This window comes from Agrobacterium sp. FDAARGOS_525 (assembly GCF_003938925.1).
GTDB classification, from domain to species: domain Bacteria; phylum Pseudomonadota; class Alphaproteobacteria; order Rhizobiales; family Rhizobiaceae; genus Agrobacterium; species Agrobacterium pusense.
In genome coordinates this window covers 184,000-203,493 of sequence record NZ_RKIU01000002.1, presented here as the reverse complement: position 1 = coordinate 203,493, position 19,494 = coordinate 184,000, and the positions used below count along the sequence as shown (strand labels likewise).

10 protein-coding genes and 7 pseudogenes are annotated in these 19,494 nt (G+C 57.4%); 8 read left to right on the top strand and 9 right to left on the bottom strand.

Annotated elements, in window-relative coordinates; genetic code table 11:
• A partial coding sequence (locus EGT36_RS01175; RefSeq protein WP_133308181.1) for a transposase occupies positions 1-819 on the top strand: 819 nt, incomplete at its 5' end.
• A 39-nt stretch (positions 820-858) separates the two neighbouring features.
• Positions 859-1,284 (top strand): autoinducer binding domain-containing protein, encoded by a 426-nt coding sequence (locus tag EGT36_RS01170; protein WP_279795974.1) that lies wholly within the window; start codon positions 859-861, stop codon positions 1,282-1,284.
• A gap of 992 nt (positions 1,285-2,276) precedes the next feature.
• Here EGT36_RS01170 and EGT36_RS30910 read toward each other — a convergent pair.
• From EGT36_RS30910 to EGT36_RS01140, 3 genes and pseudogenes are all read right to left on the bottom strand, one after another.
• Positions 2,277-3,479 (bottom strand): annotated as a pseudogene (locus EGT36_RS30910) (ISL3 family transposase); the annotation flags it as partial.
• Positions 3,480-3,529: 50 nt separating this feature from the next.
• Positions 3,530-3,895, bottom strand: a pseudogene (locus EGT36_RS01145) (IS110 family transposase); the annotation flags it as partial.
• 761 nt (positions 3,896-4,656) lie between these two features.
• Positions 4,657-6,246, bottom strand: coding sequence for a putative bifunctional diguanylate cyclase/phosphodiesterase (locus EGT36_RS01140; RefSeq protein ID WP_125269958.1), 1,590 nt, complete (start codon positions 6,244-6,246; stop codon positions 4,657-4,659).
• Positions 6,247-6,535: 289 nt separating this feature from the next.
• Here EGT36_RS01140 and EGT36_RS01135 point away from each other — a divergent pair, with 289 nt between their 5' ends.
• Together EGT36_RS01135 and EGT36_RS01130 are read left to right on the top strand one after the other, a co-directional pair.
• Entirely contained in the window at positions 6,536-8,284 is a 1,749-nt protein-coding gene (locus EGT36_RS01135) for a methyl-accepting chemotaxis protein (protein WP_113732193.1), read from the top strand.
• A gap of 384 nt (positions 8,285-8,668) precedes the next feature.
• Entirely contained in the window at positions 8,669-9,022 is a 354-nt protein-coding gene (locus tag EGT36_RS01130) for an ArsR/SmtB family transcription factor (protein ID WP_107327907.1), read from the top strand.
• Between the two features lie 174 nt (positions 9,023-9,196).
• Here the strand turns inward: EGT36_RS01130 and EGT36_RS01125 are convergent.
• Positions 9,197-9,389 (bottom strand): annotated as a pseudogene (locus EGT36_RS01125) (integrase core domain-containing protein); the annotation flags it as partial.
• On the opposite strand from EGT36_RS01125, the pseudogene EGT36_RS01120 reads away from it, so the two are divergent.
• Both EGT36_RS01120 and EGT36_RS01115 read left to right on the top strand, forming a co-directional pair.
• Positions 9,388-10,272, top strand: a pseudogene (locus EGT36_RS01120) (S-(hydroxymethyl)glutathione dehydrogenase/class III alcohol dehydrogenase); the annotation flags it as partial. The pseudogenes EGT36_RS01125 and EGT36_RS01120 overlap by 2 nt on opposite strands.
• A gap of 394 nt (positions 10,273-10,666) precedes the next feature.
• Positions 10,667-13,327 carry an excinuclease ABC subunit UvrA gene (locus tag EGT36_RS01115; RefSeq protein ID WP_502697439.1) on the top strand — a complete coding sequence of 887 codons (2,661 nt, stop codon included), beginning with the start codon at positions 10,667-10,669 and terminating at the stop codon, positions 13,325-13,327.
• Between the two features lie 452 nt (positions 13,328-13,779).
• On the opposite strand, the gene EGT36_RS01110 is transcribed toward EGT36_RS01115, so the two are convergent.
• The 3 genes from EGT36_RS01110 to EGT36_RS01100 all read right to left on the bottom strand — a co-directional run bounded on the left by EGT36_RS01110 (position 13,780) and on the right by EGT36_RS01100 (position 16,299).
• Positions 13,780-14,376, bottom strand: coding sequence for a type 1 glutamine amidotransferase domain-containing protein (locus tag EGT36_RS01110; RefSeq protein ID WP_113731544.1), 597 nt, complete (start codon positions 14,374-14,376; stop codon positions 13,780-13,782).
• A gap of 31 nt (positions 14,377-14,407) precedes the next feature.
• Positions 14,408-15,547: a glutathione-independent formaldehyde dehydrogenase gene (locus EGT36_RS01105; RefSeq protein ID WP_113731543.1), complete on the bottom strand. Its 1,140-nt coding sequence runs from the start codon at positions 15,545-15,547 to the stop codon at positions 14,408-14,410.
• Between the two features lie 458 nt (positions 15,548-16,005).
• Positions 16,006-16,299 (bottom strand): putative quinol monooxygenase, encoded by a 294-nt coding sequence (locus EGT36_RS01100; RefSeq protein WP_037093999.1) that lies wholly within the window; start codon positions 16,297-16,299, stop codon positions 16,006-16,008.
• 146 nt (positions 16,300-16,445) lie between these two features.
• Between EGT36_RS01100 and EGT36_RS01095 the strand changes: the two are divergent.
• Positions 16,446-16,583, top strand: a pseudogene (locus tag EGT36_RS01095) (IS6 family transposase); the annotation flags it as partial.
• 92 nt (positions 16,584-16,675) lie between these two features.
• Here EGT36_RS01095 and EGT36_RS01090 read toward each other — a convergent pair.
• Positions 16,676-17,709: pseudogene (locus tag EGT36_RS01090) on the bottom strand (Ldh family oxidoreductase).
• Positions 17,710-17,978: 269 nt separating this feature from the next.
• Positions 17,979-18,737 carry a hypothetical protein gene (locus tag EGT36_RS01085; protein ID WP_279795909.1) on the bottom strand — a complete coding sequence of 253 codons (759 nt, stop codon included), beginning with the start codon at positions 18,735-18,737 and terminating at the stop codon, positions 17,979-17,981.
• Here EGT36_RS01085 and EGT36_RS01080 point away from each other — a divergent pair.
• A pseudogene (locus EGT36_RS01080) lies at positions 18,736-19,487 on the top strand (IS6 family transposase). The gene EGT36_RS01085 and the pseudogene EGT36_RS01080 overlap by 2 nt on opposite strands.
• The last annotated feature ends 7 nt before the right edge of the window (positions 19,488-19,494 follow it).

Below are 19,494 nucleotides of genomic sequence, written 5' to 3'. Positions count from 1 at the left end.
GCGGTGCGCAAATCGATGCGCCAGATCCGAACTGCGATCGGAGCGGCCACGATCAACCCCGAACTGCTGACGGCCGCCGAGAGGATCCAGTACGAGGGATATCTTCGACGGGAAGACACCAACGCCGCAATTCTCGACATGGCCAAGTCCGGAGCAACAATCAAGGAGATCGTGCGCCGGACCGGATACAGTCGCGGCCTTGTCCGACGCGTACTGCGTGGTCAACGTTCGGATGTCTTCCGCGTCCGTGAGAACTCGCTTGAACTCTACCTGCCCTGGCTTGACGCTCAATGGACGGCCGGACACCGGAATGGAACGGAGCTATGGCGGCAACTCAAGAGCCAAGGGTTCCGCGGCTGTCTTCGAGTTGTCACCGAGTGGGCCACACGCCGTCGAAAAGCAGAGAAGGTCGATGCGGGCGCGTTGAGCCGAGCGCCTTCGGCCAGGACCATTGCACGTCTCATGACCATCGGCCGCGACGACCTTTCCAAATCTGAGACCGTGACGGTTGCGGCGATTGAGGGTGGCGTGCCGCTGCTGGTTGAGGCGCGGGAAGTCATCGCCGCCTTCCAGGCCATGATCCGCAAGAAATCTCTCGCTGATCTCGATCCGTGGTTGGAACGCGCTCGATCGGGCTTGGTCGCCTCCTTCGCCAACGGTGTCGTCAGAGACCGAGCAGCCGTCAGCGCAGCGATCTCTTCACCATGGTCCAACGGCCAGACGGAGGAGCAGATCACCAAGCTCAAACTTGTGAAACGCCAGTTGTACGGCCGCGGAAAAATTGATCTCCTCCAAGCCCGCGTCATCGGCGCGGGATAAAATCCATCACCACCAAAACTGCGTCAGAGCCCCGTTTCGATGCCGATTGACACTATCGACCTGCGTTCTGTTCCCAATCACCGCTTTTTCGGGAAGAACGACATTATCGAAAGACTGCGCCGTGCCGTCCCGTTTGACTACATCTTCATCTCTGGTCTTTACGTCGACCACTACCGCTTCGGAAACGGCTTCTCGATCGACACGGACCTTCCCCCTGGTTACGTGGAAGCCTATCACGCTGACCGCTTATACGCCGAGGACCCTTTTGTTGCGGCCGCCAAAGCGGCGAAATCGGTGGTGGTCGAGCACGAGGTCTATGCCGAGCACTCGCCGCCACAGCGCTTGCTGTATCTTCAGCGCACATTCGGCGTACACAATAGGACTCTTTTCCCAATCGCGCGCGAGAGCGTCACATACGGAGCGGTTGGCGTTACCAGGCCACGCCGTTCGATGACGAGGAACTGACCTTCCTCTCGCTGGTTGCTGAAACGATCCACACCGTCGTCACGAAGCCGCTGATGGAAAAGTTCGCAGCCGAACACTTGCGCCTCTCCAAAGGCGAGATGGCGTGTCTGTCTCAGGCAAGTCTCGGTTTGACATACTATGAACGTTTGGCTGGTGTGCACCGTCATACGGCTCTCCACATATCCCTGTTTATTTATTTTGATTCAAGTAAGCACTGAGCGTGGCATTGGTCAGTCAACTTTTTGTTACGTTCGTCGTTGTAAAGGCGCGAACGTGAGCGAAGCTGGATTTTTTCGTTACCTCACTGGCCCTTCACCAAGGCCTAGTTGTAAGTGTATGTCTGCACCAGCCCCAGTGTGTTTTTTGAGAGTAGCCTGAGCCAGATAGCCAGCAGCGGCGGGACATTTGCTTTACCTCGGCTCATTGCCTCCACGACTGACAGATCGCATTGGAGTACTTCTGCCAAGTCTGGAAGTGACCACTGGAGATTGCACAGGCAACGGCGAAACTCTTCGGGCGCCATGGTCTTGCCACTTTACTTCGCTTCAAGCAAAGGAACCCACCATTCTCGGCGGGTTCCCTCACGATGCACTACCATACGTTGGAGCGCGGTCTTCTGGTCCCGCGCACGCTCATAGTGTGGCACTGCGGTTAATGATGGGTTAACGGCCAAAAAGAAACCGCCGGAGCAGGTCTCATGCAAAGACACCATCAGACAAGGCCGCTTGAACCACCAGGCCAAAGCGGCGTCACGACACGAAAGTGTTGAATCTGTCCGACTTTTGAGAACGTATGGTGATCACGCTGCGAGGATGGATGTTTCGCGCCGTAGCGGCCTGAGATCGAGGCTTTCCGTCGAGGTCCAAATGTAATCGCCACTGAGCCTGATGTGTCGCCACCCGAGCGGGGTGATCTGTTTGACTAGATCGGGCGATACCCTCCCGGTTGTGATTAAGGCATGGAATAAGGGGTCTGACGCAATTTCGATGACATCAGGGTGCTCCGACGATACGTGCCTCAAGCAAATCGAGTTTCCCGCGCCCGTACATCTGGCGCTTGATGAGTTTCAGCTTGGTGATCTGGCCCTCTGTCTGGCCGTTCGACCAAATTGAAGTGATTGCATTTTGAACCGCTGCTCTGTCGCGGATAACGCCGTTCGCGAATGGCGAGATTAAGCTTGCTGCGGCGCGGTTGATCCATGTGTCCAGATCATCTTTAGACTTGCGCCGCAGCATTTCGTGGAAGCTCTCCACAACATCTCTTGCCTCGACAAGGTCTGGTAGCTGCTCCTCAATCGCAGCGACCGTCATCGTTTGCGCCTTGGTCAAATTGTTGCGCTCAAGGGTCATTAGGCGCACGATGGTGCGTGCTGCCGGCGCGTGGCCAAGCCCGTTCTCGGCCTTTTCGCCCCTTCTTCGTCGTGTTGCCCATTCCGTGACGACGCGGAGACCGCCGCCAAAACCAGCCAGCCGAAGCTGCCGTCAAAGTTCAGCGCCGTTTCGTAATCCGGCATCCCATTGCGCTTCGAGCCACGGGAGGTGTGGTTCGAGCGAAGTTTGCCGGACTCGGAAGATGTCGGTCCTTTGACCACGGATGACACTGCGAACGAGCTTACGACTATGTCCTGTTCTGCGCACGATTTCCTTGATGGACACGCCATCGCCGACGAGCCCACGAATGACAGAGTTTGTCTCTTCACGCCGGAGATAGCCCTCATATTGCAAACGCTCGGCGGCAGTCAGAAGCTTAGGGTTTACGGTTGCTGTTCCAACTGCCATGCGCACCTGCCGCATCGACTTGCGAACGGCGTCAAGAAAGGCGTGGCTAGCGTTTTCCATGAGATGCCAGCGGTCGGCGACCTGTTCGGCATGTGGCAGGGCTTGCGCAGCGGCCTGTGCATATCCGCCGCCGCGGTCTCTTGCGACGATTTCGATTTGCGGCTGCTCGACCAGCCAGGCCTTTGCGGTCGAGGATTCTCGGTCGGGCAACAACGCGATCGTCTTTCGCCGTTCCAGATCGCAGATAATCGTGCCATATCGGTGATTGCGACGCCACGCCCAGTCATCAATGCCGATAACGCTTGGCGGCGGTGGTGGTGGGCGATCATATCGGCGAACGGTTCGAAGCAGCGTGTCATTGCTAACCGGTAACCCGAGACGATCTGCGAACCGTGCTGCTGGCCGACCACCCAATGCTGTTGGTTTCCGCGCAGAAGTGAGCCGGTGGTCAGTTCCGCGTGGAAACCAACAATCAACACGCTTTGTCGCTCTTCGCTCTTTACGGGAACGAAACGCATCGTCGGTCGCGTGACCGCCTCACAAATTGCCTCCGCATCAGACGCATCGTTCTTCTGCCGCTTCACATACGGCTTGACGTACGAGGCGGGCATCAGCCGAACCTCATGCCCGAGATTAATCAGAACCCGAGCCCAGTGATGAGCCGTGGCGCACGCCTCAACCCCAATCAAACAGGGTGGCAGGTGATCGAAAAAGCTGATGATCTCCGATCGCCGGAGCTTCCTCCGCAGAACAGTATCGCCCTTTTGATCGACGCCGTGGACCTGAAAAACGTGCTTGGCGATATCCAGGCCGACTGTGATAACTTCCTTCATGGACGGTTCTCCCGATTGTGACCTTTGACAGCCACAGTATGCCACAACAGTGTTGGGTGCGGAGGCCGTCCACCTCCTCACTCCATCACCCGATTCGAGACAATCAGCGATGAATGCCTCAAGTTCAGGTGTCAGCGATACGTTTCGGGTCAATCGATTGGCCATTGTCAAGATGTGCCCCAGGTCGAGCACTGTGTCAAAGTGTGGCCATATACCCCCCCCTGCGGGGCGGGAAAGAACAAAGTGAAACGGCTTTTACCGACTGCATGGCAATGGCGGCAGACGCCGGTGTCCCAGGTTGAAGGCACAGAATTGGCCAGTCATGAAACCTGGAGAGGTCCTCGGGCGATAAGGTTTTCGCCTGACGATCAACCGCTTGGGCGCCACCCTATACCGGCATGGAGTGTATAGCTTGCCCGAATTGAAACGTTGGAACTCCGCCTACGCGCCTAGAACTGGCGGCTCCAATAGCAACCCCTCTTGCTCGTCGATAGCGACCGTGCTCGCTGTTAACACGAAATATGTCATGCCGACCCTGATGCAAATCGGTCTATTGTTGGGAAGCGCCGCAAGCAGCGCGACCAGATCTGCTGGCATCACAGGTGTTTCAGGCCTTCTGCGGTGATACCAGTCAATGATCCGATCCATCGTCCTAAGGCACTCCAACCCACGGTGAACTTCTGGGACGCGGTCCGTCGAAATCGCACCGCTCTCTATTGTCTCGCGGGAGCGGGAATCGTCTCCGCCTCGCCAAATAAGGGTCATCTGCCCAAAACATCTCGCTTTAGGCGTCCCTCATCGTCTGACATCAAATCCTCGCCAGTCCCTGCAGCCGCCAACGACGTCCTGATGGCATCTTCAATCGGCTGTGGCCGGCCGAAAAGGTAGCCCTGACCGAGATCACAGCCAAGCTGCTGAAGGTATTGCAGTTGGCTTTGCTCCTCGATTCCTTCGGCGGTGACCTCAACGCCCAAACCATGACCAAGCGCGATCATGGCGCGGACGACCTTATCCTGCCTTTCGCTTGCCTCGAATGTCTGAACGAAACTCCTGTCAATCTTGATCTTCTGGAACTGGTAATTCGACAGCTGCGAAAGGCTCGAATAGCCGGTCCCAAAGTCGTCCAGAGCAATCCGGATACCCGCCTTGGTAAGATCCTCCAGAACTTCCTTGGCCGCAACTGCGTCCTTGATCAGCGCACTTTCCGTGATCTCGATTTCCAGGCGCTGAACCGGCAGGCCGCTTTCGCCCATGATTTTCAGCAGTCGCAGCCCGAGCAGCCGATCGCACAATTGCGTCGGTGAGACATTGAAAGACAAAATGGTGTCGGCCGGCCAGGACATTGCATCCTTGCAGGCTCGCCTGAACAATTGTTCTGTTAGCTCGACAATGAGCCCGGCATCTTCGGCGATCGGGATGAAATCAGACGGGGGAATAAAGGTGCCATCAGCTGTTTTCCACCGGGCAAGTGCTTCAAACCCCGCCAGCTTCCGGGTGCTGAGTTCTACAAAAGGCTGGTAATAGGGCTCGATTACACCCTCTCTCATGGCTTGGCGCAAACGAGCCTCAAGTTGTATGCGATTGTTGAGCTCATCAAGCATTGCCGGAGTAAAGGCCGAGGCATTGTTGCGGCCCATTTTTTTCGAAGCATACATGGCGCAGTCCGATTGATGGATTGCATCTGCGAGCGTTACGCCGTTAATGCCTGCGACCGTATATCCCACGCTTGCGCCGAGATCGACCGTCGCGCCTTTGATTGTCATTGGCTTGGATATCGCACGTACGATTCGGGCCGACAGCGCTTTCAAATCGACCTGGCCCTTAAGCTTCGCCAGCACGACGAACTCGTCGCCCCCTAGCCGATAGATATGCTCGTCGGGGAAAACCTCCGCCAGCCTTTCGGACGTAATTTTGAGAGCAGCATCGCCGCTATCATGCCCAAGCAGATCGTTGACCTTTTTAAACCCATCCAGATCGATGCTGAACACTCCATAGCGGTCGCCGGAAAGGAAATCTTCCCGGGCGGTCACGGCGTCAAGAAGGCGTCGATTTGGCAGCTTTGTCAGTGGGTCATGGAAAGCAATCCAGTCGACGTCACGCTCGGCGAGAATGCGGCGAGAGATTTCGTGAGACATATCCTTGATACGGAGGACAGAGTAGGCCAGTCCCAGGAAACCACCGATGTTAAGAGCGGTAAACACCTCATCGAGATTGTAACTCTCATGATCTCGGAAATAATGGTCCAGAACCTCATGGGCATTAAAATACGAGGCAAGGCCGTAGAGCAAAACGAATGCACCGATCCAGATAAAGATCTCGACGTTGGCGCGATTATGACGGAAGTTTGGCATGGAACCTCTGTGCGCGGCCTTGATAGTAGTTCAAGCGCGTGCGGTGGAAACTATTTTCGATTTTACTCAAATCCATTGTTTTTCGGTTAAAAGCGCGCGGCGGTCTTTGCTTTGAGCTCGTTTGTCACAGCGTTTTTTAATAGGATGCCGAACTCGGCCCGCGGGGCCACATTAGCGCGATGGATAATGATAAATTAATCAGTTCGTTAGATAGTGAAGGCCTAATTCTTTCAAGGCGGAGGCTTTCGTGAACCTGAACACCATCCTGGCCGGCAGTCTCTATTCTGTCATGCAGGCTTTCGAACGATCACAAGCCATTATCTCGTTCAAAACCGACGGCACGATCCTCGACGCCAATGAGAACTTCTGCAAGGCGGTCGGTTATAGTCGTGACGAGATTATCGGCAAAAGCCATCGGATGTTTGTCAAGCCGGATGATGCCCAGTCTGCAGAATACACAGCATTCTGGAAACGTCTTAGTTCCGGTGAGTTCGACCGCGGCCAATATAAGAGGATCGGCAAGAATGGTCGGGAAATTTGGCTGGAAGCTTCCTATAATCCCGTTATCCGTGGCGGCAAGGTCATCAAGGTCGTGAAGATCGCAACCGACATCACAGACATCAAACGCGAGAGCCTGGAAAGCAAGGGCAAGCTGGATGCCCTCTCCCGTGCCCAGGCCGTGATCGAATTTACACCTGATGGCAAGATTCTGACGGCCAACAAGAACTTCCTCGACACACTTGGCTATTCCCTTGACGAGATTGTCGGCAAGCACCACCAGATTTTCTGTGAGGCGGATTATCTTGCATCAAAGGAGTATGCCGACTTCTGGCCACGCCTCGCGAGAGGCGAGTTCTTCAACGACGAATTCAAGCGCTTGAGGAAGGACGGAAGTTCCGTCTATATTCAGGCAACCTACAATCCGATCATGGACGACGAAGGCAAAGTCTTCAAGGTTGTCAAATTCGCCACCGATGTCTCGGGCCGAGTGACCGCACTGCAGCAGATCGGAGCAGGCCTTGAACGTCTCTCGGATAACAATATACGCATCACGATTGACGAGCCGTTTGTCGATGAGTTTGAGCACCTCAGACACGATTTCAATGAGTCGCTAGCGAAGTTCCAGGGAACGCTGGAAGAGGTCCTCAGCCAAACGTCAATGTTAACGGAAAAAAGCGGGGACATGAGTTCCAGCGCCAACGGAATTGCTCATCGTTCAGAACAGCAGGCGGCGGCTCTTGAAGAAACATCCGCCGCTCTGGAACAGATCACGGTCACAGTGCGGCAGTCGGCCGAACGGACTGCCGAAGCCCATAGACTGGTTACCGAAGCCAACACGGTCGCAGCAAACTCTGTTCAAGTTGTCACGGCTACCGTCGATGCCATCGGACGCATCGAATCCGCTTCAAAGGAGATCACCAGCATCATCAGCGTGATTGACGAAATTGCCTTTCAGACAAACCTCCTCGCACTCAACGCAGGCGTTGAGGCGGCGCGTGCCGGCGAAGCGGGTAGAGGCTTCGCCGTTGTCGCACAGGAAGTCCGCGAGCTCGCACAACGCTCGGCCAGTGCTGCGAAACAGATTTCCGGTCTTATTGCCAATTCTTCGGCTGAGGTAAGGGAAGGTGTTCGGCTCGTTGGTGAAACAGGTCAAGCCCTGAAACATATTGAAGAGTATGTGAAGTCGATCAATGCTAACATCGAAAGCATTTCCGTCGGCGCGCGAGAACAATCGACCAGTCTGAACGAAATCAATGCCGCGGTGAACTCGCTGGACCAAATGACGCAGCAAAACGCTGGCATGGTCAGCAGCATGGGTGCCATTGCCGAATCCGTCTCTGCCGCCGCAAGCGAGCTGGAAACCCTGGTGAAACGCTTCAAGCTCAACCGGCGCAAGTGGATTCGCGAGCCCGGCTCTGAAGCGTCCAAACTCGGCCCAGAGGCAAGGGGATACGGCAAGAAGACGATCTACCAAAATAGAGCGAACGGTGCAGCTCCGCAAATCGGCGGCGAGAAGAACCAACGATCAGCGGCTTAGACGAAGTCGTGTTTTGGTGGTTCCGCATGGAAGATCAGTTCGCTTGAATTGGTCATCGTCGGAAACGCATAAGCTCCAAGGTCTAGCTGGAGGTCTGCGCCGCTCCTAAATTGATGGTCTCGGTCTCGTCCGGGATCAGACGGTGGAAAGACGCCAATGGATCGAGATACTCGATGACGACGTGTTCGCTGCATCAGCGGACGCATAGCAGGGAATAGCGAGATTCAAAGGGCTGTTTTCCACTTGTCTGCTCCGTCGTCGCCGTCGGAAGCTGAGTGGTGTAACAATGCCCCACACCAAACGTGCTAGCGATATGAGATCCGATTAGTATATGCGAAGCGACTGATTCGAAATTGTCCTCCCAATGCAAAACGGATAGTCAATATGGTTGTGGTGGAAAATAATTTAAAACTTCAGGTGGAAGCTTCCGCACGCCTGCTTTCCATCATGTCTAATTCTTCACGCATCCATGTTCTCAGGCTTTTGACGCAAAGGGAATGGGACGTTAACAGCCTTGCCCAACACGTAAATCTTAGTCAGTCAGCTCTTTCCCAACACTTGAAGAAGATGCGTGACGCCAAGCTGGTTGAATGGCGCCAGCAGGCCCAGACTCGCTACTATTACTGTCAGTCCAACGCAGTTCTGAAAATCCTAGACGCCATCGCCGACCTCCCCTACGTTCATCACCACGGTGTCAGCGGCGCCGACGTTTCTCACAGGAATACTTTTCCTCTCTAAGGAATTCCACCTCACAGAAACCATAAGCAGTACGCTTTCGCTCTGGTCCGGGCTAACCCGCCTTCGCAATACGGCCTTAACCACCCCGCGAGAATTCCCTTTGAGAGAGGGAGGCTTTTATTTTGGCCCCGCCCATATACCAAAAATTACAGCATGTGACCTGCCACTGAAGTTTCATCCGGCTGCGATTAGAGCCTCGGCTGTTTTTGATACGCCAAAGGGCGTGGTGGGAGCAACCGGCGGAAACGTGAATCTTCCACACTGCGTAGCGTTTGTGCCGGTTGCGGCGATGATCCCTGCATAGTCCGCCGGGGTCTGGTATCCGAGCGATGAGTGGCCGGAAATTGTTGTAGTCGTCGGCCCATTCCAGCGTCGGGCCGGGCGATCACGTGATTCCGCTCTACACCGCCGAGTGCGGCAAGTGCGACTTCTGCCTGTCGGGCAAGACCAACCTGTGCGTCGCTGTCCGCGAAACGCAGGGCAAGGGCTTGATGCCCGATGGGACCACCCGCTTTTCGTACAATGGTCAGCCCCTCCATCATTACATGGGCTGTTCAACCTTCAGTGAATACACTGTCGTCGCCGAAGTCTCGCTCGCCAAGATCAATCCCGAGGCAAACCCCGAACATGTTTGCCTGCTCGGCTGCGGCGTCACGACCGGCATCGGTGCAGTCCACAATACCGCCAAGGTCCAGCCCGGAGACTCGGTCGCCGTGTTCGGCCTCGGCGGCATCGGCCTCGCGGCGATTCAGGGTGCGCGCCAGGCGAAGGCGGGTCGCATCATCGCCATCGACACCAATCCGTCCAAGTTCGAGCTGGCACGCCAGTTCGGTGCGACCGAGTGCATCAACCCTAAGGACCATGACAAGCCCATCCAGCAAGTGCTGATCGAGATGTCGGGCTGGGGCATCGATCATACCTTCGAGTGCATCGGCAACGTCCACGTCATGCGCGCCGCTCTTGAATCAGCGCACCGTGGCTGGGGTCAGTCGATCGTGATTGGCGTTGCCGGCGCGGGCGAGGAAATCTCCACCCGGCCGTTCCAGCTCGTCACGGGCCGCGTATGGAAGGGGTCCGCTTTCGGTGGCGTCAAGGGACGGACACAGCTCCCCGGCATGGTCGAGGACGCGATGAGAGGCGATATCGATCTGGCCCCATTCGTAACCCACACGATGGGTTTGGAGGAGATCAACGAGGCCTTCGCACTGATGCACGAAGGCAAGTCGATCCGCACGGTCATTCCCTACTGACCCGCCGATCCGAAGCGGCGCGAGGCGCTCGGATCGACAACTCGGCCGTCATCATGGCCCGACCCCGGCCATGATGAAGCGCGCTCTGGCAAATGGGCAACGCGTCGCGGTGCGGTAACAAGCGCCGAAGTGCGATCGTTACATGCCGATAGCGGCACGGACCAGGGCCGCCTGGCCCAGGCGCTTACCAGCGGAGTGTGTGTGGCCTCGTCGCGGGACCCAACGGGAAAAATGGTTTTGTCGTAACCTTTGTTTAATGCTGGAAAAATATTTCAAAGGTGCCGAACATCGGGCCAGCCTGGCCGTTGGATGTATTGAGTCGGAAATGCATTCATCTGTTACCCGACTGTGATGAACCACGGGCCGCACGGGCGTATAGGGCAGGAAGACTGAATTGAAGAGCAAGGATATTCACGCGACGACGCCGGCCACCGATCATGGGCATACGGGGCCGCCCGCTTGCGTGCAGGTTCGTGGAGCGCGACAGAACAACCTCAAGAATATCGATGTCGATATTCCCCGCGATGCCTTCGTGGTGTTCACCGGAATATCGGGATCGGGCAAGTCGTCACTTGCATTTGGAACCCTCTATGCGGAGGCGCAACGGCGCTACCTGGAATCGGTCGCCCCCTATGCGCGCCGCCTGATCGATCAGGCCGGCGTGCCGGAGGTCGACGCGATCGACGGTTTGCCGCCTGCGGTGGCGTTGCAGCAGCAGCGCGGCTCGGCCAACGCGCGATCCTCGGTCGGCAGCGTGACGACGCTCTCCAGCCTGGTGCGGATGCTCTATTCGCGCGTCGGCGAATATCCCCGCAATCAACCCATGCTCTATGCGGAGGATTTCTCGCCCAACACCGTGACCGGGGCCTGCCCGACATGCCACGGAATCGGGCGCGTCTATGACGCGACTGAGGCGACGATGGTACCCGACGATACACTCACCATTCGCGAGCGGGCAATCGCCGCATGGCCTCCGGCGTGGCACGGCCAAAACCTGCGCGATATTCTTGTGTCGCTTGGTTATGACGTCGATACGCCATGGCGCGATCTGCCAAAGAAGGATCGCGACTGGATTCTCTTCACCGACGAAACGCCGACGGTGCCGGTCTATGCGGGGCTGAGCCCTGAGCAGACGCGCGTTGCCCTCAAACGCCGGATGGAGCCGAGCTATCAGGGCACTTTCACCGGCGCGCGTCGCTATGTGCTGGAAACCTTCGCCAACACTAAAAGCGCGTTGATGAAGAAGCGCGTCTCGCAATATATCATCGGCCGCCCTTGCCCGACCTGCGACGGCAAGCGCCTGAAGCGCGAAGCCCTATCGGTCAAATTCGCCGGCCTCGACATTGCTGAGTTCGGCGACCTGACGGTGCTCAAGCTGAAGGACTTGCTCACGCCCGTGGCGCATGGCGAATACGGGGCGGCCTCGGCCGCCTCAACGGGCCATGTTCTGGAAAAAGCGGCCCGCGATGCAGCGGTCGAAGAACGGGTTGCCGCGGGCGGCTCTGCGCACAAGAGCGCGGCCGACGTGCGCCGCACGCCCAATCTCTCCGACGAAAAGCGGGTCGCCGCCCAACGCCTTGCCTGCGAATTGATCGAGCGGCTCGAGCCGCTGATCGATCTTGGCCTTGGCTACATTTCGCTCGACCGCAGCACCCCGACACTCTCCTCGGGAGAGCTGCAGCGCTTGCGCCTTGCCACCCAATTGTCGTCACAGCTTTTCGGCGTGGTCTATGTGCTTGACGAGCCTTCGGCGGGATTGCACCCGGCGGATGGCGAGGCCTTGCTCACTATCCTTGAGCGTCTTAAGGCGGCGGGCAACTCTCTGTTTGTCGTCGAACATGATCTCGACGTAATCCGCCACGCCGAATGGCTCGTCGATGTTGGACCAGGAGCCGGGGAAAAGGGCGGTGAAGTCCTCTACAGCGGCCCGATAGAGGGGCTTGCCGACGTCGAGACTTCGATCACCCGCCGCTACCTGTTCGCAGAGCCGCTCCGCAGTGAGCGCGCACCCCGCGATCCCAAGGCATGGCTTCGCCTGGAAGGGGTCAGACGTAACAATCTCCACGAGCTCGACGTCGAATTTCCCATCGGGTGCTTTACCGCTGTCACCGGCGTTTCGGGATCGGGCAAATCCAGTCTTGTCAGTCAGGCCCTGCCTGAGCTTGTCACGGAACACCTCGGCGGCTCCCCCATGGCCGAGGATGAGGATATCGATCCGCTGCTCGATGTTGCTCAGAAAAATACTGAAGGACGCATTGTCGCAGGCATGGAGCATGTTCGCAGACTGGTGCGGGTCGATCAGAAACCGATCGGCCGCACGCCGCGCTCGAATCTATCCACCTACAGCGGCATGTTCGACCATGTGCGAAGGATCTTTGCTGATACGCCGCTCGCCCGCCGGCGACACTACAGCCCGGGCAGGTTCTCGTTCAACGTCGCGCAAGGTCGCTGCCCGGTGTGCGAGGGCGAAGGATACGTCATGGTGGAGCTGCTGTTCCTGCCGAGCGTTTTTGCGCCGTGCTCGACCTGTCATGGCTCTCGCTACAACCCGGAAACACTCGAAGTCGAATGGAACGGGCGCAATATCGCCCAGGTGCTCGAACTGACGGTCGACGATGCGTGCGACTTCTTCGCTGGCGAGGCATCTGTGATGCGCTCCCTCGATGTGCTGCGGGAGATCGGTCTCGGCTATCTGAGGCTCGGACAGCCGGCGACCGAGTTGTCGGGCGGCGAGGCGCAGCGCATCAAGCTAGCGACTGAACTGCAACGCGCTCAACGCGCCAACACTATCTACATCCTCGACGAGCCAACTTCGGGGCTTCACCCCTCCGATGCGGACCGGCTGATGCAACACCTGCAGGGCCTCGTCGACGTCGGCAATACGGTCGTAGTCGTCGAACATGATATGCGCGCCATCGCACAGGCGGATTGGATCATCGATCTGGGACCGGGGGCCGGGGAAGATGGCGGCCGTATCGTTGCCAGCGGCGTCCCTGGCGTCGTTGCGGAAGCGGAAGGCAGTCTCACCGCCCGCTATCTCAAGGCGGCGCTGTAGGTCGTGAATCTGGCCGAACGCACGTTCGATCAGGTGCATCTCAACCAACGTTGGAATGGGTCGAATCTCGAAGCGGGATCCGGCGATGTCACCGCGGTTGACGCGGCTTAAGGTTTGGGTGCCCGTCAGGTGCGCCGTGTTCGTGTGATACGCGGCGTGGCGGACGGCCAATCGCTGGCCAGCGGAAGGCAGTCTCACCGCCCGCTATCTCAAGGCGGCGCTGTAGGTCGTGAATCTGGCCGAACGCACGTTCGATCAGGTGCATCTCAACCAACGTTGGAATGGGTCGAATCTCGAAGCGGGATCCGGCGATGTCACCGCGGTTGACGCGGCTTAAGGTTTGGGTGCCCGTCAGGTGCGCCGTGTTCGTGTGATACGCGGCGTGGCGGACGGCCAATCGCTGGCCATCAGCCACGCTTGCTTTGTGCGGACCTTCTCCAGGGAGAGGGCCCTCACATGGTTCGTCGAAACGCCCCGTCTTTATTCCCTGCTGCGAGCGCTGCGCCCACACCTTCTGCGATTTCCTCAACGAGTTTGGCACAGAAGGCGGGCAAATCATTGGGATCGCGGCTGGTAACAAGGCCGTTGTCGACCACGACTTCCTCATTGGTCCATGCACCGCCGGCGTTCTCGATATCGACCTTCAGCGTCGGGTAGGACGTCAAGGTGCGACCTTTAAGCACCCCCGCCTCGATCAATGTCCAGGGTGCATGGCATATAGCCGCAACAGGTTTTTTCTGATCGAAGAAAGCCCGGATGAAACCAATTGCCTCCACGCTGCCGCGCAGCTTGTCGGCACCGACAGTCCCTCCGGGCACAACAAGTCCGTCGAAATCGTCGGCTTTGACCTCGGAAAACGTCTTGTCGATAGTATAGCTGCCGCCCTCGTCAAGATCGCTATTGACTGTGCGAGCCTTGCCCGGTTCAAAACTGACCACGGTCACTTTGCCACCAGCGTCCTCGACAGCTTGCTTGGGCTTCGAGAATTCTGGTTCTTCCGTCCCGCGGGGTGCGATCAGAATGGCAACTGATTTGCCTTCCAAAGTCATAATTTATCTCCTATTCCGTCGAAGACTAAGGTCAGGTGCCCGGCTTGAGCACGACCTTCGTCCAACCAGCATCGCGCTCGTCGAAATGCTTGTAGGCGTCTGGCGCCTGATCGAGCGACAGTCGGTGCGAGATGATTTGGGCAGGATTGGCCCGGCCATGCTCGATAAGGTTCATCAGCCGCCGGTTATAATGCTTTACATTACATTGTCCGGTGCCGATCTTCTGGCCCTTGAACCAGAAGTTGCCGAAGTCGAACGCCATCTTGCCTTCCTTCTGGAGATCGTCGGGCGCGTTCGGGTCTTCCGCAACGAACACGCCGACAACGCCGATTCCGCCGGTGGCCTTTGTGCTTTTAACGAGGCAGTTCATCGTGTAATTGCTGCGCTCCTTGCCGTGGCGATCGCAGCACTGATAACCTACCGCCTCGACCCCCCGGTCGGTCCCGAGACCGCCGGTCGCGTCAAGGATCTGCTGGGCGGGATCGCCCTTGCGCATGTCGATCGGAATAGCGCCCATCGCCTCGGCCAGTTTCAGGCGGTCATCGTGAGAATCGACCACGAAGATCTGAGCGGCACCGCGGATTTGAGCTGAGTGCGCGGCCATCAAACCCACCGGACCGGCGCCGTAGATCGCGATGCTTTCGCCGGGCAGGAAACCGGACAGTTCGACGCCATGCCAACCTGTCGGGAAGATGTCGGAGAGCATGACATAGTCGTCCTCCTTCTCTTTGGCGTCCTCAGGCAGCTTCAGACAATTGAAGTCCGCATAAGGAACGCGCATCAACTCGGCCTGACCACCTTGCCACGGACCCATCTCGGCAAAGCCATACGCTGCCCCGGCGGTTCCAGGGTTGGTCGTGAGGCAAAAACCTGTCAAACCGCGTTCGCAATTTTCGCAGAAACCGCAACCGACGTTGAACGGCATGCACACGCGATCGCCCTTCTTGATACGATCTACGGCAGCGCCGACCTCGATGACTTCGCCAAGGTTTTCGTGACCAAAGACCCTGCCCTTCTCGAAGCTGGTCCGGCCCTCGTACATGTGAAGATCAGACCCGCAAATGTTGGTGGTGGTCACCCGAATGATCACATCAGTCGGTTTCTCGATCTTGGGATCGTCGATGGTATTGACAGAAACATCTTTGGGCCCATTGTACACGACAGCTTTCATGGATATTTTCCTTTCGGAGCTCTTCCCAATGCGTCATCAAATCGAGAGCTTGGTGATGATCCGTTCCATCGCAACGGCTGGGGACATCGCACCCTTCCAAGTGATCTCAGTTTCCTGAACGTTCTGCGACCTGAGAGGTTCCTTCCCGTCAAGCCATCCTGGGATCGATTCACGGCGGTTTTCTGAATGACTGGGCCAGAACGGCCGAATAACGCGCCAAATTGATGTGCTCAAGAATCTCCCGCGAACCAATGGTGCCGTTACGTCGCGACACATCAACGGCGCCTTATAAGTAAATTCAGACGTGTGATAAGCGCAAAAGACAAGGCCATCCACTATCGCGGATGACCTGTCGTATTCATTTATTCAATTCCCTATTCGGCCGGGCCATCCATTCCGGATGGAAACACGAGCCTTACCCTGCAGTCAAACGGCAGCTTAGAGTGCCGACCGCTCCGCTATTTCGCGGCCAGCAGGGTGAACTTGTGAATCTGCGGCGGTTCAGAAAACAGTTCTTCTGCCTTGTCCATCAGTGCGGCGGCAACCTTGCCGTCAAGATGGGCCTGCCGATCCTCCTCTGTGTCGAACGTATCGAAGATCGCGTACGCACCGGGACCTTCCTCGATCGCATACCAGGTCAGAGTGCCCGCCTCAGCTTGAACGAGCGGCAATGCCGAGGTCAGGAAATTGGCGACATCGCGCTCTTTTCCGGGCTTGGCCTTCAGTGGTACATACAGGGCAAGTTTGGGCATAAATGACTCCTCAAGTGGAACGGACAGACATTATTCGGCAACGTAACGGACGAGCGGGCCGGTAGGTTCCCCATGAGGCGGAGCACACGCGGCCCCGCCTCCTCGTCGAAATCAGAACTGCTGTGCGGTCGGCCGGATGACGATCGCGTTTCGTCTCAACCCACGGCCAAATTGCCAATCTTTTCCAACTTCATCGAAAACACCTGAATGCCGCTGATCATCGCCAACTCCGCGCCCTCGCCAGCGCCACCTGGCGTGAGATCGCGTTGCCGATCCAAGCCTGAAATTCAGGACAAAGAAATGATTGCGTCCTACGTCAGGTTAAGGCGACGCCACCTTTCCGGTTCCCTACACATCGACTTCCCAGCTTAGATGCTCAAATCTTCAGGAAATCCGCAGTGTCGGGGTCCACTGGAATGCCTTCGACCTTACGGCGCTCAGCCTCGCGCCATTCCCGATCCCCTGGCGCCATCACCTCTTGTCCTTCACGCGCTGGTGCACTGCGCAGGCTGTCGATGTAATGGGTCATGCCCGCGTCAAACCCAGCGCGGCCAGCGAAGTGATCTGGGTTAATCGCGAAGACGAAGTGCCCCATATTACGCGGTGTGCTGATGTCTTTGGCGCCCACCATGGGGATAAAATCCGGATCGAGCGTTGTCCCCATAAGAATGGCCGAAAGAAGTGTTGCTACGCCCGCAAGCGCAGCGCCCTTATAGCTATAATCAGCCCCCCCCCCAGCGGCAACACCATTTCCGCCTCATGCGCATTGGTCGTCGGCACGCCGGACCTGTCGGCGGCGACGCCGCCAGGAAGCTCCTTGCCGAGCGAGCGATAGAGAAGAACCCGGTTCATTGGAATAGATGATGTTGCCATGTCCAAAAGCCATGGCTTCTGTCCCGCGAGCGGTGCAGCAAAGGCCAGCGGGTTTGTACCATGGAAGGCCGTGGCTCCCCCGAAGAGCGGAACCATTGAGTCGGTATTGGTCGTTGCAAAGCTGATGAAGCCTTGCTCTGCGCCGGCCAGCGCGTAGGCGCCCGCGGCCCCCAGGTGGGAAGAGCGACGTACGCCGACGCCGGCCATGCCCGTTTCTCGCGCCAGGTCGCAGGCAAGTTCAATTGCACGGTAAGCTGCGTAATGGCCAAGGCCATCATCCCCATCAACCATGGCGGAGGAGGGGCCCTTCTGCTCGATCGTCAACTGCGGCTTTTTGTTGAGCCGGCCTCCCTTCAACATCTGGCAGTAGTGCTGGGTTAGCCGCACGCCATGGCTGTCAACACCGACACGCGAGGCGTGCATCATGGCGCGCGTCGCCGCTTGAAGGGACGGTTCGCTGGTGCCCACCCGTCGGAAGGCTGCAATCACGTATTGCTCCAGAACATCCTCAGCTACATGAATAGTCTCATTGGCCATAATTGATCACTTCTATTGATTGGAGGCTGTTGTGTGGCGGAAAGATTTGTCGGCTACGGGGTCTGACGTGCTGGAAATATTCAGGAGCGGTCAGAGCCTCATTACGGCAACCCTGTGAAGGACTTGTGTTAGAGAACCATTGGCGTCCCAGACCTCTTCCTGACCAAGAACAGGGTCGCTGGTTCGGATCCCTTCAAGGCGGCGGAGGGGGATTGCGCGTAGGCGGAAATAATTACCGCTTATGCCGGGTGACAGAGGTTCAAATCTCGTCAAGGCGGTTCATGCCAGTGACGGCATTTGGACGTTTTGCCGATTCCGGGATTGAACGTGTTGGTGGGATCGAGGGTACGGTAGAACTCTCGCAGCGCTGGCTTCGCCTCGTAGAGGTGGCCGACATTGTGCTCGGCCGGGTATTCTGCGTTGCGTGCGTCAAGCAGTGCGCAAAGCTCGTGCTCCAGCGCCGCGCAATCGACGCCTTTCTTCACCAGATATTCCTGATGCATCACGTGGCACAGGAAATGGCCGACATAGATCTTCAGCATCATCTTGTCCGAAATCGCCCTCGGCAGGGTCTCGAACCAATCGAGCGTGTCGCGTGGCAGGGCAACGTCAAGGGCAACGATGTCTTCTACGGTGCGCCGATGAACTGCCCGGTAACGCACCACGGCGCTGCCCACGGTAAAGCGATTGAGGAAAGCCGCCTTGCCTTCGATCTCGTTGCATTCGATGAAGCTGCCGGTGGCACTGGGAAAAATCGAGGCGAGATAGTTGCGCGTCTCTGCAATGCAGGCGTCTCCGGCTCGGATCATCAGGTGATGCGGATAGCTGTCCCGATAGTCGACCAGCCTTTTGGGCAAGTGCTCCGGCAGCAGACGGCTGGCAAATTGCAGCAGATGATCCGAGATTGTCTTTCCGAGGCCAAAGCGCTCGGTCAGTCCATCGAAGGGCTTGTCGCAAATTTTCTTGGTTAACTCGCTGTTGACCACGACGGGGGAAATTCCGCTCCTCGTGTAGCGGAGCGTAGCCATGATTCTGAACGCCATTGCCGAAAAGTTGAAGCGCCAGTCGAAGGATGATTTCAAAGGGCGACATTTCGAGGCATGGCTCATCGTTCAGGCGGTGACATGGTATCTGCGGTACCCGCTCAGCTACAGAGATCTCGAGGAGATGTTCCGCGAGCGCGGCTTCGAGGTCGACCATAGTACATCAACCGCTGGGTTCTCGCCTATGCGCCGCTGATCGAGAAGCGGCTCCGTCAGTTTCGTCGGCCTCATTGCGGCTCAATTCGGACCGACGAGACTTACGTCAATATCCGTGGCAAATGGCGTTATCTGTACCGGGCGATCGACAAGAACGGAAATCCGGTCGATTTTCTGTTGACTGCAAGGCGCGATCTTGATGCCGCAAAGCGCTTCTTCCGCAAAATGCTCAAGGATGAGCCCTTGCTCTCGCCGGAAAAGATCGGCACGGATGGTGCCAATACGTTCCCATCCGCGATCAAGACATCGGTTGACAACGGACTGCTGCATCCCGATCCTGTGCACTATGTCACCAAGCATCTGCAGCAAGGCATCGAGAGCGACCACTTCCGTGTGAAGAAGAACATGCCAAAGATCGGCGGCTTCCAATCTTTCAAAACGGCGCGCCGCACAATCGCCGGCTTCGAAGCCATGCTCTGGCTCAGGAAGGGCTTCGGCTTCTCTGGCGGCTGGACCGTCAACGTTCAGAACGATCTGCTTGCGCACCTCTTCGGACTTCAAAAGGTTAACAAAGCATAAAAATGCG